At 66.8% G+C, this 22,988-nt stretch carries 15 protein-coding genes; 9 read left to right on the top strand and 6 right to left on the bottom strand.

Annotated elements, in window-relative coordinates; translation table 11 throughout:
• Window positions 1-91: 91 nt before the first annotated feature.
• The 8 genes from phoR to lpxH all read left to right on the top strand — a co-directional run bounded on the left by phoR (window position 92) and on the right by lpxH (window position 14,367).
• Window positions 92-1,423 (top strand): phosphate regulon sensor histidine kinase PhoR, encoded by a 1,332-nt coding sequence (gene phoR / locus AC5P65_RS13600; RefSeq protein WP_019659537.1) that lies wholly within the window; start codon window positions 92-94, stop codon window positions 1,421-1,423.
• A 4-nt stretch (window positions 1,424-1,427) separates the two neighbouring features.
• Window positions 1,428-3,515 (top strand): polyphosphate kinase 1, encoded by a 2,088-nt coding sequence (ppk1, locus tag AC5P65_RS13595; protein WP_019659538.1) that lies wholly within the window; start codon window positions 1,428-1,430, stop codon window positions 3,513-3,515.
• 170 nt (window positions 3,516-3,685) lie between these two features.
• Complete coding sequence (ppx, locus tag AC5P65_RS13590; RefSeq protein ID WP_019659539.1) at window positions 3,686-5,212, top strand: exopolyphosphatase; 1,527 nt, start codon at window positions 3,686-3,688, stop codon at window positions 5,210-5,212.
• A 303-nt stretch (window positions 5,213-5,515) separates the two neighbouring features.
• Complete coding sequence (locus tag AC5P65_RS13585) at window positions 5,516-8,485, top strand: TonB-dependent receptor domain-containing protein (RefSeq protein ID WP_111097979.1); 2,970 nt, start codon at window positions 5,516-5,518, stop codon at window positions 8,483-8,485.
• 336 nt (window positions 8,486-8,821) lie between these two features.
• Window positions 8,822-11,746 carry a TonB-dependent receptor domain-containing protein gene (locus AC5P65_RS13580; protein ID WP_111097980.1) on the top strand — a complete coding sequence of 975 codons (2,925 nt, stop codon included), beginning with the start codon at window positions 8,822-8,824 and terminating at the stop codon, window positions 11,744-11,746.
• A 143-nt stretch (window positions 11,747-11,889) separates the two neighbouring features.
• The gene (locus tag AC5P65_RS13575; RefSeq protein ID WP_021202985.1) at window positions 11,890-13,035 is read left to right on the top strand and encodes a glycosyltransferase family 4 protein; all 1,146 of its coding nucleotides are present in this window, start codon (window positions 11,890-11,892) and stop codon (window positions 13,033-13,035) included.
• Entirely contained in the window at window positions 13,016-13,555 is a 540-nt protein-coding gene (locus tag AC5P65_RS13570) for a phosphatase PAP2 family protein (RefSeq protein WP_010483928.1), read from the top strand. Before AC5P65_RS13575 ends, AC5P65_RS13570 begins: the two co-directional genes overlap by 20 nt.
• Before the next feature lie 65 nt (window positions 13,556-13,620).
• Window positions 13,621-14,367 (top strand): UDP-2,3-diacylglucosamine diphosphatase, encoded by a 747-nt coding sequence (gene lpxH, locus AC5P65_RS13565; protein ID WP_019659544.1) that lies wholly within the window; start codon window positions 13,621-13,623, stop codon window positions 14,365-14,367.
• 87 nt (window positions 14,368-14,454) lie between these two features.
• Here lpxH and AC5P65_RS13560 read toward each other — a convergent pair whose 3' ends face one another.
• The gene (locus tag AC5P65_RS13560) at window positions 14,455-15,708 is read right to left on the bottom strand and encodes a M12 family metallo-peptidase (RefSeq protein ID WP_111097981.1); all 1,254 of its coding nucleotides are present in this window, start codon (window positions 15,706-15,708) and stop codon (window positions 14,455-14,457) included.
• 225 nt (window positions 15,709-15,933) lie between these two features.
• On the opposite strand from AC5P65_RS13560, the gene AC5P65_RS13555 reads away from it, so the two are divergent.
• The gene (locus tag AC5P65_RS13555) at window positions 15,934-17,391 is read left to right on the top strand and encodes a T6SS phospholipase effector Tle1-like catalytic domain-containing protein (RefSeq protein WP_495215662.1); all 1,458 of its coding nucleotides are present in this window, start codon (window positions 15,934-15,936) and stop codon (window positions 17,389-17,391) included.
• A gap of 22 nt (window positions 17,392-17,413) precedes the next feature.
• Here the strand turns inward: AC5P65_RS13555 and AC5P65_RS13550 are convergent, their stop codons facing one another.
• From AC5P65_RS13550 to folC, 5 genes are all read right to left on the bottom strand, one after another.
• Window positions 17,414-18,238, bottom strand: coding sequence for a ferritin-like domain-containing protein (locus tag AC5P65_RS13550; RefSeq protein WP_111097982.1), 825 nt, complete (start codon window positions 18,236-18,238; stop codon window positions 17,414-17,416).
• A gap of 9 nt (window positions 18,239-18,247) precedes the next feature.
• The gene (gene purF, locus AC5P65_RS13545) at window positions 18,248-19,714 is read right to left on the bottom strand and encodes an amidophosphoribosyltransferase (protein ID WP_021202991.1); all 1,467 of its coding nucleotides are present in this window, start codon (window positions 19,712-19,714) and stop codon (window positions 18,248-18,250) included.
• A 30-nt stretch (window positions 19,715-19,744) separates the two neighbouring features.
• On the bottom strand, window positions 19,745-20,524 hold the full coding sequence (locus AC5P65_RS13540; RefSeq protein WP_019659549.1) for a CvpA family protein: 780 nt from the start codon (window positions 20,522-20,524) through the stop codon (window positions 19,745-19,747).
• Window positions 20,525-20,570: 46 nt separating this feature from the next.
• Window positions 20,571-21,614 (bottom strand): SPOR domain-containing protein, encoded by a 1,044-nt coding sequence (locus tag AC5P65_RS13535; RefSeq protein WP_021202992.1) that lies wholly within the window; start codon window positions 21,612-21,614, stop codon window positions 20,571-20,573.
• Between the two features lie 80 nt (window positions 21,615-21,694).
• Window positions 21,695-22,966, bottom strand: coding sequence for a bifunctional tetrahydrofolate synthase/dihydrofolate synthase (gene folC, locus AC5P65_RS13530; protein WP_021202993.1), 1,272 nt, complete (start codon window positions 22,964-22,966; stop codon window positions 21,695-21,697).
• Window positions 22,967-22,988: the final 22 nt, after the last annotated feature.

Raw genomic sequence — 22,988 nt, 5'->3', positions numbered from 1 at the left:
CGCCAAGCACCTGCGGGTGCCGGCGCCGGCAACTCTGCTATAACCCTCGGTTCACCCCAGTGAACCGCCGCACCTCAACGACGAGATCGCAATGCCCCGCCACATCCGCTCTGCCTGGTTGAAGACCCTGGCCACCGTTGCCGCGGTGCTGCTGTTCGCCGGACTGGTGGGGTGGCTCTCGGGGCATCTGTGGCTGTGCATCGCACTGGGCGCGCTGGCCACCCTGGCCTGGCACTACTGGCGGCTGCGCAGCGTGCTGCGGCGGCTGACCGCGCGCCAGCGCTGGGACACTGCCGAGGAAGGCAGCGGCGTCTGGAACGAGCTGGACCGCCTGCTGTACCGCAACCAGGTGGAAATGCGCGTACGCAAGCGCCGCCTGCTGGACATGCTGCGCAGCTACCGCGCCGCTGCCGCCGCGCTTCCCGATGCGGTGGTGGTGCTGGACCGCAACAGCCAGCGCGTGCAGTGGTTCAACGAAGCGGCTACCGCCCTGCTCGGCCTGCACCATCCCGGCGACCTTGGCGAGGCCCTGGTCGAACGCCTGCAGCCAATGCCGCTGGCGCACTGGCTGGCCGGTGGCCGCAACGCCGAGCCGATCCTGGACGTGCCCTCGCCGGTCGACCCGGCGATCCGCCTGAACCTGCGCCTGATTCCCTATTCGTCGGATTACTGGCTGCTGATCGCGCGTGACGTCAGCAAGCTGCTTCGCCTGGAACAGGTGCGCCGCGACTTCGTGGCCAATGTTTCACACGAACTGCGCACGCCGCTCACCGTGGTCCACGGCTACCTGGACATGATGGACCCGGAAGATTTCCCGGGAACCGGACCGATGCTGGAGGAAATGCGCAAGCAGAGCCAGCGCATGGCCCAGCTGGTGGAAGACCTGCTGACGCTGTCGCGCCTGGAATCGCAGGAACACAGCGAGGAAGAGACCGTGGCCATGCAGCCGATGCTGGCAACCCTGCGCCGCGAGGCCGAAGCGCACAGCCAGGGCCGCCACCAGATCAGCATCGACGATCTGGCCGGCGTCGACCTGCAGGGCTCGACCAAGGAGCTGCACAGCGCCTTCTCCAACCTGGTCACCAACGCGGTGCGCTACACCCCGGCCGGTGGCCGCATCGCGGTGGAGTTCCGCCGCGAGGGCGACGGCGCCGTGCTGGCCGTGCGCGATTCCGGCTACGGCATTCCCGCCACGCACCTGCCGCGCCTGACCGAACGCTTCTACCGGGTTTCCAGCAGCCGCTCACGCGAGAGTGGCGGTACCGGACTGGGCCTGTCGATCGTCAAGCACATCCTCGGCCTGCACCACGCACGGCTGGAGATCGAAAGCGAAGTCGGCAAGGGCTCGGTGTTCTCCTGCCATTTCGATGCCGACCACGTGCGCCCGCGCGAGTCCGCCCCCCTGACCTCCATCGAAGAATGACGCCATGAGCAGCCTCGGATCCCTCCCCCTCCCCGTGAGCCCGGACAACGATCCGTTGCGCGACCCGGCGCTGTACATCAACCGTGAGCTGTCGCAGCTGGATTTCAACTTCCGCGTGCTGGCCCAGGCGATGGACCCGCAGGTGCCGCTGCTGGAGCGCCTGCGCTTCATGTGCATCTCCTGCACCAACCTCGACGAGTTCTTCGAGATCCGCGCCGCCGCCGTGCGCCACGCGCAGGAGTTCGGCCTGCCGCCGGCACCGGACGGGATGAGCCCGCAGGCCATCCTCAGCGCCATTCATGACCGCGCCGCCGAACTGGTGGACCAGCAGTACCGCTGCTGGAACGAGACGCTGCGCCCGGCGCTGATGGACGCCGGCATCGGCGTGCTCGGCCGCCATTCCTGGACCGATAGGCAAAGGCGCTGGTTGCGCGCCTATTTCCGCAACGAGATCATGCCGGTGCTGTCGCCGCTGGGCCTGGACCCGGTGCATCCGTTCCCGAAGATCCTCAACAAGTCGCTGAATATCGTGGTGGTGCTCAAAGGCACCGACGCGTTCGGCCGCGCCGGCCACCTGGCCATCGTGCGTGCGCCGCGCTCACTGCCGCGCATCATCCAGCTGCCGGAAAAGCTGGGCGGATCACAGAATTTCGTGTTCCTGTCGTCGGTGCTGTCCACCTTCGTCGATGAGCTGTTCCCGGGCATGGAAGTCCAGGGCGCCTACCAGTTCCGCGTCACCCGCAACTCCGAGCTGGTGGTGGATGAGGAGGAAGTGGAAAACCTGGCGCTGGCGCTGCGCGACGAGCTGGTGGACCGCGGCTACCGGCCGGCGGTGCGCCTGGAGATCGCCCACGACATGCCGCGTGAGATCGTGCGCACCCTGCTGCAGAATTTCGGCCTGACCGAGAACGCGGTCTACCGCATTGATGGCCCGGTCAACCTCAACCGCATCATCCAACTGTACGACCTGATCGCGCAGCCGGACCTGAAGTACCCGCCGATGACCCCGCGCACCCTGCGCGACAGCGACGGCATCTTCGAGACAGTGACACGCCAGGACCTGCTGCTGCACCATCCGTTCGATGCCTTCACCGCGGTGCTGGACCTGATCCGGCAGGCGGCGATCGATCCGAACGTGCTGGCGATCAAGCAGACCCTGTACCGCACCGGCAAGGATTCGCTGATCGTCGATGCACTGATCCAGGCCGCGCGCAACGGCAAGGACGTGACCGTGGTGGTTGAACTGCGCGCGCGCTTCGACGAGGAAGCCAACCTGGGCCTGGCCGATCGCCTGCAGGAGGCCGGCGTGCAGGTGGTGTACGGCGTGGTCGGCTACAAGACCCACGCCAAGATGCTGCTGATCGTGCGCCGCGAAGGCCGCAAACTGCGCCGCTATGTACACCTGGGCACCGGCAACTACCACAGCGGTACCGCCCGCGCGTACACCGACATCAGCCTGATCACGGCTGACCCGGACATCGGCAACGACGTGCACCTGCTGTTCCAGCAGCTGTCCGGCCTCGCCTCGAAGATGAAGCTCAAGCGCCTGCTGCAGTCGCCCTTCACTCTGCATACCGGCATCCTCGGCCGCATCGAGCGCGAGACGCGCATCGCCGCCGCCGGCCGCCCGGCGCGGATCATCGCCAAGATGAACGCGTTGAACGAACCGCAGGTGGTGCGCGCCCTGTACGCGGCCTCGCAGGCCGGCGTGCAGATCGACCTGATCATCCGCGGCGCCTGCACCCTGCGCCCGGGTGTGCCGGGCATCTCGGACAACATCCGCGTGCGCTCGATCGTCGGCCGCTTCCTGGAACACAGCCGCGTCTACTGGTTCGGCAACGACGGCGCTCCGGAAATGTACTGCGCCAGCGCCGACTGGCTGGAGCGCAACCTGCTGCGCCGGGTCGAGACCTGCTTCCCGATCCTCGACCCGGAGCTGGCCAAGCGGGTCTATCGCGAAGTGCTGCAGAACTACCTGGACGACAATCTCAACGCCTGGGAACTGGATGCCGACGGCATCTACCACAAGCGCGCGCCGGCGCACGACGAAGCGCCGCATTCCGCGCAGATGGCATTGATGCAGGGGCTGTAGTCCTGCCCCGGTGGATCCCGACCGCTGGTCGGGATTCGATCAGTGCCGACCAACGGTCGGCACCCACCCACAGCGGGATCTGACCCCTTGCCATCGTGCTGCACGCCTCCTTCCAAAATGTGAAGGCCGCGCGGTGACGAGCACACCGCCCCTTCGGCTAACATTCGTCCATGCCGCATACCACCACGACTCCGCCCGCATTGCAGGATGGCGACCTGCTGGCCGCCATCGACCTTGGCTCCAACAGTTTCCACATGGTCATCGCGCGCTACACGCTCGGTCAGCTGCGGGTGATCGACCGCCTGCGCGAGACGGTGCGCATGGCCGATGGCCTGGATGGCAAGGGTGGTCTCTCTTCCGCTGCACGCCAACGTGCACTGGAATGCCTGGCCCGCTTCGGCCAGCGCATCCGCAATGTGCCGCCGCACCGGGTGCGTGCGCTGGCCACCAACACCGTGCGCCAGCTGCGCTCGCCGCAGTCGTTCCTGGTTCCCGCCGAAACCGCGCTCGGGCATGCCATCGAAGTGGTCAGCGGTCGCGAAGAAGCGCGCCTGATCTACCTGGGCGTGGCCCATGCGCAACCACCCAAGCCCGGCCAGCGCCGGCTGGTGATCGATATCGGCGGCGGCTCCACGGAATTCATCATCGGCATGGGCATGCAGACCCTGGAGCGCGAAAGCCTGCAGGCCGGCTGCATCGCCAGCACACGGCGTTTCTTCCCTGGCGGCAAGCTGAGCAAGAAGCGCTGGAAGGATGCGCTGGCCGAGATCGGCCGTGAGTTCCAGCCCTTCGCCAGCAAGTACCGTGCGCTGGGCTGGCAGGAAGCCCTGGGTTCTTCAGGCACGCACAAGGCGATCAGCGAGATCTGCGCAACGATGAAGCTGAGCAAGGGCGCGATCACCGCCGAGGCCCTGCCGCAGCTGCGCGATGAACTGCTGAAGGCGAAGAAGATCGACGACATCCAGCTGCCCGGGTTGTCCAGCGACCGCCGCCCGATCATCGCCGGCGGGATCCTGGTACTGGAAGCCGCGTTCCAAGCGCTGGGCCTGCAGAAACTGCTGGTGAGCAAGGCCGCGATGCGCGAAGGCATCCTGTATGACATCGTCGGCCGCGCCGGCGAGAACGACCTGCGTGATGAATCGGTGGCCGCACTCAGCCAGCGCTACGGCATCGATACCGTGCAGGCCGAGCGGGTGCAGGAGACCGCGCTGTCGCTGCTGGAACAGGTGCAGGATCGCTGGAGGCTCGATGCCGACGATGCGCGCATGCTCGGCTGGGCCGCGCGCCTGCACGAGCTGGGCCTGATGATCGCGCACAGCGGCTACCACGTGCACGGCAGCTATGTGCTGGAGCACTCGGATATCGCCGGCTTCTCGCGCCAGGAGCAGCAGATGCTGGCCGCGCTGGTGCGCAGCCACCGCCGCAGCGTAACCAAGACCGCCTTCGACGCCCTGCCCGAGCGCCTGCTGCTGACCGCACGCCGGCTGGCCGCCCTGCTGCGCCTGGCGGTGCTGCTCAACCGTGCCCATGAGGACGATCCGCTGCCGGCACTGGAACTGACCGCCGACGACAACCGCCTGTCGCTGATCGTGCCGCAGGCCTTCATCGATGCCCGGCCGCTGCTGCGCGCGGACCTGATCGGCGAGACCGATGGCATCGCCGGGCTGGGCATCCAGTTCCGGCCGTTCGTGGCCTGAGCGCCGCGCCCCCACGAGGGGAGTAGGTCACACACCGTTACAGTTCGCGCACGTGCCCCGCATAGATCTGCTGCGATGCAGCAGATCATGTCGAGCAAGCGCATTCAGCGTGACCGCTAAGCGACTGCTTTTGTTGAGCTTTCGTGAAATCTGATGAAGAAAGCTGGTACAAACCGACATATCCTCTTTACAGAGACTTAACCAACGAGACTACTATCGGGTCATCGGTCCGCTTATCGGCGACCGATTTCTTCGACGCCCCTTTTGGCGTCCCTGCACGACCTGAGAGAGAGAGAGCTCGTCATGACTTCACGCACCACCCCCCTGGGGCAGGCCATCCGCTACGCCCTGGCAACCACTGCGACGCTGGCCGCGCTGCCTGCGTTCGCCCAGAGTGGCAGCACTGCCGCGCCGACCACCCTGGATCGCATCGAGATCACTGGCTCGCGCATCCGCCAGGTGGACGTGGAGACCGCACAGCCGGTCCTGGCACTGAGCCGGCTGGACATCGAGCGCCAGGGCTTCAGCTCGGTGGCCGACATCCTGCAGAACGTCACCGCGATGGGCAGCCCGGCGATCAGCCGCGCAAACGCACTGAGCTCGGGCGAAAACACCGGCGGCACCTACATCGACATGCGCAACCTGGGCGCGCAGCGCACCCTGGTGCTGGTCAATGGCAAGCGTCTGGGCATCAGCACCTCCGGCTACCAGGACGTGTCCTCGCTGCCGGTGTCTGCGGTGGAGCGCATTGAAGTGCTGAAGGACGGCGCCTCGGCCATCTACGGTTCCGACGCGATGGCGGGCGTGATCAACATCATCACCCGCTCCAACGTCAACGGCGTGACCGCCAATGTCTACCACGGCCAGTACAGCGAAGGCGACGGTGCCCGTGACCGCTTCGATGTGGTCGGCGGCTGGAGCAACGATCGCGTGTCGCTGACCCTGGCACTGGAGCACTCCGAAGAAAAGAGCGTCTGGGCAAAGGACCGCTGGTTCAGCAAGTACGGCGTGAGCGACCGCCACCCGAACGACGCCTCCAACTGGACCACGCTGAGCCAGTGGGGCCAGGTTACCGGCCTGAAGGGCGGCCCGGGCTGCACCAACGCCACCCAGGGGTGTGGCTACTCGCTCAACCGCGGCGCTGACCCGACCAACCCGGCCAACTACCACCTGACCGACGCAACCCCGTTCACCGGCGACGTCAGCAACGCCAACGAACAGATGCACGTCATGTATCCGCTCAAGCGTGATTCGGTGTACTTCGACGGTCGCTTCAAGATCACCGACCAGGTCAACCTGCGCACCGAATTCGGCTACAACAAGCGTTCGGCCGAGCGCCAGATTGCAGGCTACCCGCTGCAGTCCAGCTCGGTGTCCATCTCCGGTGACCCGACCGCCACCGGCCTGATGTCCAAGGACAGCTACTTCAACCCGTTCGGCACCCAGCACGGCTATGCCAGGCCAACCGACGTGGCCTGGAACCGCCGCACCTGGGAAATCCCGCGCGTGAGCACCAGCGAACTGAAGACCTACCGTGCGGTAGTGTCGCTGGATGGCAGCTTCGAGATCGGCCAGCGCTACTTCGACTGGGACGTGGGCTACCAGTACAACCGCAACGAGCTGACCGCCACCGCCACCGGCAACCTGCACAAGAAGCGCGTGCGTGACGCCGTGGGCCCGTCGTTCCTGGATCCGGCCACCGGCAAGGTGATGTGTGGCCGTCCGGGCGCGGTGATCAGCGGCTGCACGCCGTGGAACCCGCTGGTGCCCTACGGCAGAAACGATCCGAACGGACTGACCGGCAATGAAGAGCTGATGGCCTGGCTGTTCCCGGCGGAGCACACCACCGGCCGGACCACCACCAAGAACGCGTTCGCCAATCTGTCCGGCAGCATCCTGACCCTGCCGGCCGGCGACCTGGGCTTCGCCTTCGGTGTGGAAAGCCGAAAGGAAGATGGCCGCTACACCCCCGACGCTCTCGCCCAGACCGGTGCCACCACCAACCTGGCCGCTGGCCCGACCGGTGGCAGCTACAACGTGAAGGAAGCCTACCTGGAACTCAACGTGCCGGTGCTGGCCGACCTGCCCGGCGCACGCGAGCTGAGCTTCAATGCCGCTACCCGCTATTCCAAGTACAACACCTTCGGCAACACGCTCAACAGCAAGTTCGGCTTCAAGTGGAAGCCGATCGACCAGCTGCTGGTCCGTGGTACCTGGGCCGAGGGCTTCCGCGCACCGACCATCAACGATCTGTACGGTGGTGGTTCGGAAACCTTCGCGCAGTTCAGCGACCCGTGCGACACCGTGTTCGGCTCGGCCAAAGGCAGTGCCGAAGTCCGCGCACGGTGCGCACGTGACATCGCCGATGCAGCCAACTTCCGCCAGCTGAAGCAGGGCAACACGCCGGTAACCACGGCGCAGGATGCCACCCCGACGCCGTTCGTGTCCGGCTCCAACCCGCTGCTGGTTCCGGAGACCTCGACCAGCAAAACGCTGGGCCTGGTGTGGAGCCCGACCTTCCTCAGCAACTTCAACGTGGCGCTGGACTGGTGGAAGATCCGCATCGACAACACCATCGTCGGTGACAGCCCGAACCAGATCCTGAAGGACTGCTATGAGCAGGGCATCGAATCGCGCTGCAGCCGCTTCACCCGCGACCCGTCCAACGGCATCGTCACCGGCCTGAAGTTCGGCAACCGCAACGCCGGCTTCGCCGAGACCGAAGGTTACGACCTGGATGTCAGCTACCGCGTCGACACCGGCTACGGCAAGCTGAGCGCAGGCTGGACCAGCACCTATGTGAGCAAGAACGTCTACCGCTCCACCAATGATGTCCGTGATGCGATCACGCCGATCAACGGCGTGGCCAACACCATCGGCACCGCCACCAGCCTTGCGTTCCGCGTGCGCTCGAACCTGGTGCTGGGCTGGGATGTGGGTGACTTCGGCGTCAGCTGGACGGCACGCTACTACTCCGGTGTGAAGGAGCGCTGCCTCAACGCCTCGCGGTATGCGGACGAATGCTCCGATCCGACCTTCCTGGCTCCGTGGCTGAAGTCGCCGACCGCTTACAACGAGCGCGGCGCGGTGACCTTCCACGACGTGCAGTTCCGCTACAACCTGCCGTGGGATGCAACCGTGTCGGTGGGCGCGAACAATGTGTTCGGCAAGGAAGCGCCGGTGATGTACAGCAAGCCGAACTCGTCGTTCTCCTACTACGGTGGCTACGACATCGGTCGTTTCATGTACATGAAGTACCAGCAGCGCTTCTGATCCACCCGCGTTGCTGACGCTTGTCGACCACGGCCCTTCGGGGCCGTGGTTCTTTCTGATTCTGCGCAGACTGTCGCTTTCCACATTGCCCGTGCTGCGTTCCATCAGGGACCCGGTCCGCTGCCTCGCCTCCGCCGTAACGCCGCAGGCCGGAGCAATCGATTGATCTGCTTCCGCTTTGTGCAGAAACGTCACACCTGTCTGCACGACTTTCGTCGCTTGCCCATACGTCTCCACGCCCGTCTTCACTAGGTTCGAACGTCCACCACCGCGGTGGCATTGACGCAGCCCCGCTTGGCTGTGTTCCGAAGACTTCGAAGACCGAGAGAGAGACCCATGACCATCCGTATTCCCGAACTGGGGTTGGCGATCCGTCGTGCACTGACGATGACGGCCACCACCGCACTGGCCGCCCCCGCATTCGCCCAGCATGCACCGGAAGCCACCACGCTGGACCGTATCGAGATCACCGGTTCGCGCATCCGCCAGGTCGACCTGGAAACCGCACAGCCGGTGCTGACCATCAGCCGCGCCGACATCGAGCGGCAGGGCTTCAATTCCGTCGCGGACATCCTGCAGAACCTGACCGCGACCGGCAGCCCCGCGCTCAGCCGCGCCAGCCCGCTCAGCAGTGGCGAAGCCTCCGGCGGCAGCTACGTGGACATGCGCGGGCTGGGGGCGCAGCGCACGCTGGTGCTGGTCAACGGCAAGCGCCTGGGCATGACCACTTCGGGTTACCAGGACATTTCCAGCATTCCCGCCGCTGCCGTGGAGCGCATGGAAGTGCTGAAGGACGGCGCTTCGGCCATCTACGGTTCCGACGCGATGGCCGGCGTGGTCAACATCATCACCCGGCGCAACGTCCAGGGCGTGGCGGCCAACGTCTACCACGGGCAGTTCAGCGAAGGTGACGGTGCGCGCACCCAGTACGACGTGGTTGCCGGCTGGTCGAACGACCGCGCCTCGATCAGCGTCGCCGCCGAGCATGTCGAAGAGAAGGGCGTATGGGCCAAGGACCGCGGCTTCAGCGCCTACAGCTACACCGATCGTCATCCGGACGATGGCTGGACCACGGTCGGCCAGTGGGGGCGCATCGTCGGCTTCAAGGGCCCGGGCTGCAGCAGCAGCCGTGGCTGCAGCTATTCCCTCGACCGCGGCAGCCAGCCGGGCGGGCCGGACAGTTTCCACCTAAGTGACAACACACCGTTCACCGGTGATGTCAGCAACAGCAACGAGCAGATGCACGTGCAGACACCGATCAAGCGCGATTCGCTCTTTGTCGACGCACGCATGGATATGAACGACCAGGTCCGCTTCAATACGCAGCTGGCCTACAACCGGCGTACCACCACGCGCCAGGTCGCCGGCTATCCGTTCCAGTCCGCTGCGGCCGGCATCACGCCGATGTCCGCCGACAGCTGGTTCAACCCGTTCGGCAGCCACCACGGCTATGAACACCCAAGCGACGTGCACTGGAACCGCCGCACCTGGGAGATTCCGCGGGTCAGCATCAGCGAACTGACCACCTGGCAGGGTGTGGCCGCGTTTGAAGGCAGCTTCCAGTTCGTCGGTCGCGAGTTCGATTGGGAAGCCGGCTACCAGTACAACCGCAGCGAACTGGAGCAGCGTGCCACCGGCAACCTGCACAAGCAGCGCGTCGCCGATTCCACCGGCCCTTCGTTCTACAACCCGGCCACCGGCAAGGTGGAATGCGGTACACCGGAGGCACCGATTGCCGGCTGCAAGCCCTGGAATCCGCTGGTGCCGTATGGCCAGGATGACCCTTACGGCCTGACCGGCAACGGCGAACTGCAGGACTGGCTGTTCCCCGAGGAAATCACCCGTGGCAGAAACACCACCCGCAACCTGTTCGCCAGCCTCAGTGGAGGCCTTGCCACGCTGCCTGCGGGGGAACTGGGCTTCGCCCTGGGCGTGGAGAGCCGCCGCGAGGAGGGGCGCTTCATTCCCGACGCGCTGGCCCAGACCGGTGCCACCACCAACCTGGCGGCGGGCCCCACTGGAGGGGGTTACCGCGTCGACGAGGCCTACCTGGAGCTGAGCGTGCCGTTGCTGCACGACCTCCCCGGTGCACGCCAGCTGACCCTCGACGCGGCAACGCGCTACTCGGACTACACCACCTTCGGCGGAACCCTCAACAGCAAGTTCGGCGTGTCGTGGAAGCCGATCGACCAGCTGCTGGTCCGTGGCACCTGGGCGCAGGGCTTCCGTGCACCGACCATCGCGAATCTGTACGGTGGGGGTTCGCAGACCTTCACCACCGGCTTCCGTGACCCCTGCGATACGGTGTATGGCGCGGCCGCCAGCAGCCCGGAGGTGCGTGCACGCTGCGCCGCCGACATCGCCAATGCAGACAGCTACCGCCAGCTCGGCCAGGGCAATGAGCCGATCACCGGCAGCAGCGGGCAGACACCGCTGCCCTTCACCAACGGTTCCAATCCCGACCTGAAGCCGGAAACCTCTACCAGCCGCACCCTGGGCCTGGTGTGGAGCCCGACGTTTGCCGAAGGGCTGAACATCGCGCTGGACTGGTGGAAGATCCGCATCGACAACACCATTGTCGCCGACCACCCCAACGACATCCTCCGCGACTGCTACGAACTGGGCATCGCCGAGCGCTGCGGCAGCTTTACCCGCGACCCGGAGCTGGGCATCGTCAACACGCTCAGCTATGGCAGCCGCAACAGCGGTTTCCGCCAGGCCGAAGGCTATGACCTGGAGATCGGCCACAAGATCGAAACCTCCTGGGGCACGTTGAGCGCCGACTGGAAGACCACCTATGTGGTCGCTGCGGAGCAACGGACCACCAACGAGGCGGATGTACCGCCGATTCCCAGCAATGGCATCGCCACCGACGGTGGCATCGGCTTCCGCGTGCGCTCCAACGCATCGCTGGGCTGGGAACGCGGCAACCTCGGCCTGACTTGGGGCCTGCGCTACTTCTCTGCGGTCAAGGAGCGCTGCCTGGGCGTTGATGAGTATCCGAACGAGTGTTCGCACCCCGACCAGCGCGCACCATGGTTCAGCGGCAGCCGTGACTACAACCGTCGCGGATCGGTCACCTTCCACGACGTGCAGGCACGCTACAACCTGCCATGGGATGCGACCGTCTCGATCGGTGCCAACAATGTGTTCGGCCGCCAGGGTCCGGTCATGTACAGCCAGCCGAGCGCCAATTTCTCCTACTACGGTGGCTTCGACATTGGTCGTTTCATCTACATGAAATACCAGCAGCGCTTCTGATCCACCGCGCTTGCTGCAGCACCGCCACGGCCCTTCGGGGCCGTGGCTCCACGGCAACCGGACGGCCGTCATCCCGTGGTCGCAAAGCGGTCATATCAGCTACATCGCCAGGCCCGAGCATGCCGGAAACCCGGAGGCCCGCCATGCGCTATGCCATCGTCACCGAGACCTACCCGCCGGAAGTGAACGGCGTTGCCCTCACCGTGCAGGGCCTGGAGCAGGGACTGCGCAATTCCGGCCATGAAATCGACCTGATCCGGCCACGCCAGGCCAGCGAAGCACCGGACTCGGCGCCAGGTGCGCTGCTGGTTCCGGGCGCCGCACTGCCGCGCTACCCCGGCCTGCGCTTCGGCCTGCCTGCGCCGATCCGGCTCAACCGCCACTGGCAGCAGCGGCGTCCCGATGCGGTCTACATTGCCACCGAGGGCCCGCTGGGCTGGTCGGCGCTGCGCACCGCACGCCGCCTTGGCATTCCGGTCGCCAGTGGTTTCCACACCCGCTTCGACGAGTACCTGCCCGACTACGGCGTGGCCTGGCTGCAGGCCGCGGCGATGCGCTGGATGCGCCGGTTCCACAATCAGGCCGATGCAACCCTGGTGCCCACCCGCGAACTGCAGCAGTTCCTTGTTGAACAGGGCTTCGACCGCGTGTGCCTGCTGGCGCGCGCGGTCGACAGCCAGCAGTTCGATCCCGGCCGGCGCGACCCGGCGCTGCGCGAGGAATGGGGCGTGGACGGCAATGGCCTGGTCGCGATCTACGTCGGCCGCATCGCCGCGGAAAAGAACCTTGGCCTGGCGGTGAGAGCCTTCCGACGCCTGCAGCAGATCCGGCCCAAAGCCCGCTTCGTATGGGTGGGCGATGGCCCAGCCCGCGAAAAACTGGCACATGAAAACCCGGATTTCATCTTCTGCGGCATCCAGCGCGGCGATGCGCTGGCCCGGCATTTCGCCAGCGGCGATCTGTTCCTGTTCCCCAGCCGCAGCGAGACCTTTGGCAACGTGACCCTGGAAAGCATGGCCAGCGGCCTGGCCACCGTCGCTTTCGACTATGGCGCGGCTCGCGAATACCTGCGTGACGGCGAGAACGGCGCGGCCGTGGAAAACGATGAGCAGTTCATCGAGGCAGCCGTGCAGCTGGCCGCCGATGATGCACGGCGCCGCGAGTTGGGCAGCAGCGCCGCGCGTGCGATGAAGCGCCTGCATCCACAACAGGTGGTTGCCGAATTCGATGCGCTGCTGGCCGAGCTGGCCCAGTCGCGGAGGAGCGGCCATGCGCACTACGCCGCTTGAGCTGCTGGCCGGCCGCGAAGCACGGCTGTGCCGCCGGGCCAACCACTACTGCCGGCGTCGCCGTGTGCGCCGGCTGTTCTCGGTCATCAGCCGGCTCGGCGATGGCGTGTTCTGGTACGTGCTGATGGGCGCACTGGTGCTGCTGGACGGCTTCGACGGACTGCGTGCATCGGTGCACATGGCCGCCACCGGGCTGGCCGCACTGCTGCTCTACAAAGGCCTCAAGCGCTGGACCCGACGCCCTCGCCCGTATGCGGCCGATCTGCGCATCCGCGCCTGGGTGGCGCCGCTGGACGAGTTCAGCTTCCCTTCCGGGCACACCCTGCACGCGGTGTCGTTCACCATCGTCGCGCTGGCCTACTACCCGTGGCTGGCACCGCTGCTGGTTCCCTTCACCTTCGGCGTCGCGCTGTCGCGGGTGGTACTGGGCCTGCACTACCCGTCCGATGTACTGGCCGCCACCGGCATCGCCATCCTGTTGGCCTCGGCCAGCCTGGCCTGGCTGCCGCTGCCGGTGTGATGGCCGCTGCACCGGCCGCGCGTGGCCCGGCGCTACCGTCATCGTTGATGGCCTAGAATGCAGGCATGACCACGCTGTTCATTTCCGACCTGCATCTGGACCCCAGCCGTCCGGAGATCACCGACCTGTTCCTGCGCTTCCTGCGCGACCAGGCGCCCGGCGCCGATGCGCTGTACATCCTGGGCGACCTGTTCGAGGCCTGGATCGGCGACGACACGCCCTCACCCGCCGCCGATGCGGTGGCCGACGCACTGAAGGCACTCTTCGACAGCGGCGTGCCGGTGTACTTCATCCGCGGCAACCGCGATTTCCTGCTCGGCGAGGACTATGCCCGCCGCGCCGGCCTGCGCATCCTGCCCGACCCCTGCGTGATCGAACTGTACGGCCGCCCGGTGCTGCTGCAGCACGGCGACCTGTTGTGCACCGACGACATTCCCTACCAGCAGTTCCGCGCGCAGACGCGCGACCCGGCATTCCAGGCGCAGTTCCTGTCGCAGCCGCTGGCCGCGCGCATCGCCTTCGCGCAGAAGGCGCGTGATGCCAGCCAGGCACGCCAGGCGGAAATGAAGCAGGGTGACCGCGCACAGTTCGAGACCGTCACCGACGTGGCCCCGGCCGAAGTCGATGCCACCTTCGTGCGCCACGGCGTGGATACGATGATCCATGGCCACACCCATCGCCCGGCGGTGCACACGCTTCAGGCCGGTGGACGCACCTGCACCCGCATCGTACTGGGCGACTGGTACGAACAGGGATCGGTGCTGCGCGTGGATGCCGGCGGCTGGTCGCTGGATACGCTCGCGCGCGAATGATGGATCGCAGGGTGCCAACCAGGGTTGGCATCTACCCGGGCAGGTGCACGCACCCGGGCAGACACCGCCCCTGGCCGGCGCCTGGCCTCAGCGGAAGCCCGCGATGGTGGCCTTGGTATTGACCAGCACGCGCTGGTTGTCGGCGGTACTGGCGTTGCCCATCGGGATGCCGTTGTAGCTGATGTTCGGGTTGGACCAGTAGTTCAGGCGCGGGCAGCTGCGGGTGCAGTTGTAGGCCATGATCGTGCGCCAGCCGGTGCCGCTGGACGGCTCATAGCGATAACCATGGCCATAGGCGTACGGCGAGGTGCTCGGGTCGGTGGCGATATCATGCCGTGCACTCTGCAGGTGGCCGATCTCGTGCGCGAACGAGTAATAGCCTGTCGCGCAATCCCAGTACACCGCCGCGAAGGCGGTGGAAGCCGTCGAGCCTATGCCCGAGGCCAGGCCACAGTACGCACTGTTGTTGATCAGCAGCACGCCCACGTCCGCCGTGTAGGTGTTCCGGCTGGTGTGGATGCTGTCCATGTAGCCGTCGCTGGTGCCACGGAAGCGGGCCAGATCAGTATCGAAGCTGCCCGATTCGGTGTAGTTGGTGGTCTCGTAGCGGGCCAGCTGCATGGTGATGCCCACGTTGCTGTTGACATACCCCTGGTTGGACTCGGCCACGGCCAGCTGCACCAGCGACTGCATGTTGCCGCCATAGGCCGCCACGGCCGCATTGGTCGCCACCACCAGCACGCGGATGGTGGCCGGGGTGCCGGACGACGCCTGTGCGGTACCGATGCGATCGTTGGCGCCCATCGGGATTTTCGGCAGCTGGTTGTAGTCGGCCGGATGGTCGGCCGGCATCCGCGATTCGTCCACTTCCACCAGCACGTGGCGGTTGCCCAGCGGGCGCAGGCGATAGAGCTTGCCGTCCTTGCGGATCGACCCAGTGATGGTGTCGCCCGAGCGCACCAGGATCAGCGAATTGCCCGGATCGTCCTGGCCATTGGACGTGGCAGCGGTCAGCTTGTCCGAAGGGGAGCGGAACTGGCCGTACCAGATGTTGCCGCCATCGGGCAGCGCCTCCACCTTGCTGCGCACCGCCTGCACGCGCCGGCCGAGCAGTTCGAACTCGAGCTGCGGCTGCGCGGTGGCAGCTGCATCGACACGCACTTCCTGTACCGTCGCGGTGGACGGGGTGGCCAGCAGCTTGCCCAGCGCGGGCTCACTGTTTGCCGATGCACGGCTGATGACCGTCACTGGCTCGAACAACGGTGCCGCCTGCGCGGCCGCTGCCACCGACAAACCCAACACCAGGCCACCTGCCGCTTTGCCAATCGATCTGGACAACATTGCGTCGCTCCTTGAATGATGTGAACAGCGTTGATGCAGCACGCCCGGGTTTGCCGGGTTTGGCCATATGGCCTGCGTGGGCCGTGTGAATTCAATAGAAGACGGAGATGAAAATCAGGAACTGTGATCCACCGCATCTACGTTAATTAAGGTCAAAAGCGTCACTACACTTCGCCAATACACCGCTTTCGCGCTACCGTGACGTAGCCACGACGGGACATGCACATGGCTCCATCGCAGGACACGGACGAAGATGTCGGCTTGCTGCGGATAGGCCTGTTCTTCGATGGCACCCGCAACAACGCACACAACCTGGCACGCGTTCGCCCCCGGGTTCCGCAGCCACGTCCGGCGCAGCTGCGTGCGGATGACGATTCGACCTACCAGAGCCGGCTGACCAGCAGCTACGACAACGGCCTGACCAACATCGCACGCCTGCAGCAGCTGTATCCGGACAGCCGCCGCGATGCGATGGCCACACCTTCGCTGTCGATCTACGTGGAAGGCGTGGGCACCCGCGACGATGCCGACGACGACCTGATCGGACTGGCGTTCGGCATCGGCGCCAGTGGTGTGCGCGCGAAAGTGCAGCGCGCGCTGCAGGTGCTGCTTCCGGCCGCACTGTCGGGACTATCCGCACGCTGGCAGCGACCGCTGCATGGCGTGCAGCTGGACCTGTTCGGTTATTCACGCGGCGCTGCTGCCGCACGTGACATCGCCAACCAACTTCAGGGCTGGGACGGCGTGCGCTGGCGCCAGCTGCTACAGGCCGCCGGCCTGTCCTGCACTGCGAACTTCGCCCCGTCCACGCCGGTGCTGCGCTTCATCGGGCTGTTCGACACCGTTGTCGCGGTCAATGGCGGCCGCGCCGAGGAACAGCCGCAACTGGCGCTGCGCAGTGGCATCGCACGCCACGTCGTGCAGCTCACCGCGCGTGATGAACATCGCCAGCACTATGCACTGACCAGCGTGGCGCCGCCGTTCACCGAGATTGCCCTGCCCGGCGTGCACGCCAACATCGGTGGCGGCTACAACCAGCTCGACGAAGGGCCCAAGCTGCTCAGTCGCCCGCGCCGGCAGTTGCTGCGCCGCCCCGCGGTTGCCGACTACCAGATTCCTCCACTGGCGATGCTGCAGGCCACCACGGCCTATGCTGAAACACAGGCCGATGCCGAACGCTGGCGACAGCAGCTGGGCGTGGACGAGAAGGAAATCTGGGTGGATGTCTGGCACCAGTGGCAGCAGCAGCGACGCGCCGGCAGCCGCAGCGTGCTGTTGTCACCGGTGCTGTATGTGACCGCCGCTGTGGTACTGCGCCGGCCCATCGACTGGCGTTACCAGCTGATCGCACTGCAGGTGATGCAGCAGCAGGCCATCGATGCCGGCGTGCAATGGACTGCAAATGCCGCCGAGGTTCCCGGCTGGGAACTGCCGTCCGCCCTGCGGCCTATCGCACGGCGCCTGGTGGCCGGACAGCCACTGACGGCGACACAGGAGGCGCTGCTGCGTCGGCGCTACCTGATGCAGTCGGCGCACTGGAACTTCGATGCGCTGGGCGACACCGCACTGACCTACGCCGCCGATGCCGGCGTCAGCGAACTGCCGTACCGGCCAGGCCCTGGCTTGTTCTATATCAACCGGCCAACCGTGGATGGCAAGCGCGTGGTGTTGCCGAACGCATAAGAAAGGGGGACCTCCCCTGTTCTCAGCCGGCCTGCTCGACAAGGTTGGCCAGCTCATCCGCATCGAACCCGGCCAGCAGGCGCGCTTCCATGTTGAACGGCCCGTGCAGGTAGCCGCCGGCATACTCCACCAGCAGTTCCTTGAAACGTGCGCGCGGCTCGACACCGGCTCGGTCGCAGTACCAGCGGTACCAGCGCGAACCGGCGGCAACATGCGCCACTTCCTCACGCAGGATCACCTCCAGCACATCGGCGGTTTCGCCATCACCGACATTGCGCAGCTTCCCTATCATGCCGGGCGTCACGTCCAGGCCGCGCGCTTCCAGCACGCGCGGCACCAGCGCCATGCGTGCCAGGCCATCGTGCGCGGTCTTTTCGCACATTTCCCACAGGCCGTTGTGCGCGGGGAAGTCGGCGTAGTCGTGGCCATGCACCTGCAGGCGCTCGCGCAGCAGCATGAAATGCCGCGATTCGTCGTCGGCACAGCTGACCCAGTCGGCATGAAACGCCGACGGCAGGCCACGGAAGCGGTACACCGCGTCCCAGGCCAGATCGATCGCGTTGAGTTCGATATGGGCGATGGCGTGGATGAAAGCGGCCCGCCCCTCCACGCCACCCAGTCCGCGCCGCGGAACTTCGCGCGGATGCACCAGCATCAGCTGCGCTGGCCGGCCCGGCATGCGGATCGGTTCCGGCGGTGGCGCATCGGCCGCCACCTTCAGGCGACCGGCACGGAACGCGGCCGCATACGCCTGGGTCAGCGCAACCTTGCGCAGCGGGTCGGCTTCGGCCAGGCACTGCTGCGCTGCGCGCAGCAGGTCGCCACCAACGTCGGGTACATCGACCACGCCTGGTCCTCAGGCGCGGCGCTTGTGCTTGGCGTCGTCCGACCGCAGCTGCTGGATGCGCTCGAAGTAGCCCGGTTCAATGCCGGTCGGGTAGTGGCCGTTGAAGCAGGACGAATCGAAGTTGCGCAGCGCCGGGTTGCCCTCGCTCACTGCCGCTTCCATGTCTTCCAGGTCCTGGTAGATCAGCCAGTCGCAGCCCAGGTGGGCTTCGATCTCTTCCACGGTGCGGTTGTGCGCGACCAGTTCCTCGGCCGCCGGCATGTCGATGCCGTAGATGTTCGGGTAGCGCACCGGCGGCGCGGCGCTGGCCAGATAGACCTTGCGCGCGCCCGCGTCACGGGCCATCTGCACGATCTGCTGGCTGGTGGTGCCACGCACGATCGAATCGTCCACCAGCAGCACCACGCGGTTGCGGAACTCAAGGTGGATCGGGTTGAGCTTGCGGCGCACCGACTTCACGCGTTCGCCCTGCCCCGGCATGATGAAGGTACGGCCGATGTAGCGGTTCTTGATGAAGCCTTCGCGGTACTTCACCCCAAGTACGTTGGAGATTTCCAGCGCCGCGTCGCGCGAGGTGTCCGGGATCGGGATGATGGTGTCGATGTCATGATCCGGGCGCAGGCGCAGGATCTTCTCGCCCAGCTTGATGCCCATGCGCATGCGCGCCTTGTGCACCGAGACGTTGTCGATCATCGAGTCCGGGCGCGCGAAGTACACGTATTCGAAGATGCACGGGGTGTGCTCGGCCGGCTCGGCGCAGATCTCCGAGAACAGCTCGCCACGCGCGGTGATCACCAGCGCTTCGCCCGGCTGCACATCGCGCACGCGCTGGAAGCCCAGCACGTCCAGCGCGGCCGACTCGGACGCCACGATGTACTCGTCGCCCTCGGCATGGCTGCGCTTGCCCAGCACCAGCGGACGGATGCCATGCGGGTCGCGGAAGGCGACCAGGCCCAGGCCCAGCACCACGCTGACCACCGCATAGCCGCCCTTGCAACGGCGGTGCACGCCGGCCACCGCGCGGATGGCCGCTTCCGGGCTGAGCTGGCGCTGCTGTTCCAGTTCGTAGGCGAACACGTTCAGCAGCACTTCGCTGTCCGAATCGGTGTTGACGTTGCGGCGGTCCTGTTCGAACACCTGCTGGCGCAGCACCTCGGTGTTGATCAGGTTGCCGTTGTGGGCCAGCGCGATGCCGTACGGCGAATTGACGTAGAACGGCTGCGCCTCGTCCATGCCTTCCGAACCGGCGGTCGGGTAGCGCACGTGGGCAATGCCCACGCTGCCTTCCAGGGTGGACATGGTGCGGGCATCGAACACATCGCGGACCAGGCCGGTGGCCTTCTGCACGCGCAGGCGGCTGCCGCTGGCGGTGGCGATGCCCGCCGCATCCTGGCCACGGTGCTGGAGGACGGTCAAGCCGTCATACAACTGCCCGGCGACGTTCTGGTTGCCGACGATTCCGACGATGCCACACATGATGCGAGGTCTCCGCTGGGCTGTGCCCAGTTACAAGGAAGGTGGCCGTACCTGGCCGCGGTGGTCGCCGCGCACGCGGTCGACGTTGGCCGGATCGCCCGGCTCGATACTGTCCGGCAGTGCAGGAGCATCCGGGCGCACTTCCGCCGGATCGTAGGAATCGCCCTGTTCCGCTTTCGCAGGCCGCAGCCATCCGCTGCCTGCCACTACCTGGTTGAGGATGCCATTATCGCCTGCCGCGCCCGGCTTTCCCAACCCGGCGCCTGCGTTCTTGCCCAACTCCATCAATGCAGATGGGGACAGCGCGTCGGTCGGCAAGGCCTTGGGCAGCAGATCGGCCCCGGGAACCTCCCAGTGCGGCAGCTTGCTGTTCATCCAGGCAACGGTGGGATTCAGCAGTGGGCGCACCGCCGAGCGCTGCCAGGAGGGTTCGGCAGTCAACGGGGTGAAACTGCCCAGCAGCAGCAGGATCGCTGCGATCAGGCCGCCCCGCACGGCGCCCAGCACCCCGCCCAGCAGGCGGTCCAGGCTGGTCAGCATGCTGCGGTGGACCAGGGCCTTGATGACCATGCCGATCACCGCGACCACGATCATCACGCCGATGCCGACGCCCAGGTAGCCGCCGACGAAGTGTTCGCCACCGGGGGCCGCCGGGGCAGCCCACCAATGGGCGGCATCATTGCCGAAGGCGAAGGCCGCCCACGCGGCCAGCAGCCACGACAGGGTGCCAATGACGATGCCGACGAAGCCGCGCAGCATCCCCAGCAGGGTGGAGGCGGCGATCACGATCAGCAGCACCACGTCGATCATGGCGCCCCGCTCCTTCGGCGGCGCTGGCAACGCGGCTGCGCGTGGGTCATGGGTGCGGCCGGACCATGCCGGCGACGCCGACCTTGGCCGCGACCTGCGCCTTCAGCTGCTCGGCATCGCCACGGTTGGCCACCGGCCCGACGCGGACGCGATGCAGGGTGCCCTTTTCGGTGCGCACCTGCTCGACAAAAGCACTGAAGCCGGCGGCGCGGACCTTGTCGCGCAGGGCGTTGGCATCGTTGGCCTGGCCGAACGCGCCCAGCTGCACGGCAAAGCCGACGCCGCTGGCGGCCGGTGCTGCCGGCGTGGCCGGGGCCGTTGCCGGCTTGCTCGCGGTGGCCTCCGGCTTCGGCTCGGGCTTCGGGGTTTCGGGCTTCGGCGCCGGCTTCGGCGGCTCGGGCTTGGCCGCCGGAGTGGTCGTTGCAGTCGGCGTACTCGGCGGCAGGCTTTCACTGCGCACCGGGTTGCTGCTGGCCGACGGCGCGGTGGCGGCGGATGGGGTACTGGCGCTCGGCGTAGCCGGTGCCGGGGTGGCTGCCACCGGGGCGCTGCTGTCCGCTGCGGCATCCAGGGTGATCACTTCGGCCTTCACATCGGCACGGATCTTCACCGCCTGCAGGCGGGCGGCCTCGGCCTGTGCACGGTCGGCGTACGGCCCCACGCGCACACGCCATGCCTGACGGCCGTTGATGGTGGTCGCTTCTGCGAAGCCCGGCAGCTGCGAGCGCTGCAGGTAGGCAATCACGGCATCGGCGTCGGCCTTGCTGCCGTAGGCGCCGAAGGTGACGGCGTAGTTCCCGGCAGCAACCGCCGGGGAGGTGTCCACGGTCGGCGGAGTGGCCGGCGTGGCGGCGTCCTGCAGCGGCTTGGCCTGCCCGGTCTGCAGGCCGGTGGCACCACCGGCCGGAGCCACCAGCGGTAGTTCACGGGTTTCGAACTGGCCATCGGCCGGCGCGTCCGGCGCGGCGATCGGCACCGAGGCCACACCGCTGTCCGGTGCAGGTCCCTTGACCAGCATCGGCAGGAAAATCACGGCCAGTGCGACCAGCACGATGGCACCAATCAGACGCTGTTTCAGAGGCGTATCCACGTGAGGCGGCAACTGTCCGGAGGTTGCGGTCGATTATACGGGTGCCGGACCGGACGGCGTCGGGATTGGCTGAACGTGGCTCAGGCGTTGCGCTGCAGCCACTGCAACGCGGCGGCGGCGGTATGGAAGGAGCCAAACACCAGTACGCGGTCACCGCGCTCGGCCCGGTCCAGTACCTGCGCCAGCGCCTGCTCGACCGAAGCGGCCAGCTGCGCGCTGCCAGCATCGGTCTCGGCCAGGCGCGCCTGCAACTGGGCGGCACTCTGGCCGCGCGGGCCGTCCAGGCCGGCAAGGGTCCACTCGCCAACCACGCCCTGCAATGCCTGCACCACACCCACCGCGTCCTTGTCCTGCAATGCGGCATACACCGCCAAGGTGCGCCCGGCCGACGCTTCGGCCTTCAGCGCGCGGGCCAGCTGGCCCGCCGCCTGCGGGTTGTGCCCGACGTCGACGCGGATCTGCACGCCATCTCGCTCGAACGCCTGCAGCCGACCCGGGATACGCGCCGCCGCGATACCAGCGGCCCACGCCGCGCGCGGCACCGGCTTGTCCAGCGCGCGCAGCGCAGCAATGGCGGCACCCGCATTGGCCAGCTGGATCGGCCCGGCCAGCGCCGGGGTTGGCAGTTCCATGCGCAGGCCAACGTCCCGCCAGCGCCAGCGCTGGGCATCGATCGGCTCGTAGAAATAGTCGCTGCCGCCGCGGATCGCGTTGGCACCCACCAGGTAGGCCCGTGCGAGCACGCTCGACGGCGGGTCGGTCTCACCCAGGATCACCGGCTTCCAGCCACGGATGATGCCGGCCTTTTCGGTGCCGATTGCTTCGCGGTCTTCGCCCAGCCATTCGGCATGGTCGATGTCCACAGTGGTGATCACGGCCACATCGGCGTCGACGATGTTGACCGCATCCAGGCGACCGCCCAGACCCACTTCCAGAACCGCCAGGTCCAGCCCGGCGTCGGCGAACAGCTGCAGCGCGGCCAGCGTGCCGTACTCGAAATAGGTCAGCGTGGTCTCGCCGCGTGCGGCCTCGACGGCGTTGAACGCGGCAACCAGCGCCGCATCGTCCACGTCCTGGCCGTCGATGCGCACGCGCTCGTTGTAGCGCAGCAGATGCGGCGAGGTGTACGCGCCAACCTTCCAGCCGGCGGCACGTGCAATGGCTTCGATGAAGGCCACGGTGGAGCCCTTGCCGTTGGTGCCACCAACCACGATGGTGCGCTTGCCCGGCGCCCCCAGGCCCATCGCGGTGGCCACGGCGCGCACGCGCTCCAGGCCCATGTCGATGCTCGCCGGGTGCTGGCGTTCAATGTAGTCCAGCCAGTCGGCCAGGGTGGTCGGGGTGTTCGTCACGGCAGGGGTTCCAGCAGAAGCA

The sequence above is a fragment of the Stenotrophomonas sp. YJH_SMC_48-3 genome (assembly GCF_059369375.1).
This window is presented reverse-complemented; position numbering and strand designations above follow the sequence as displayed.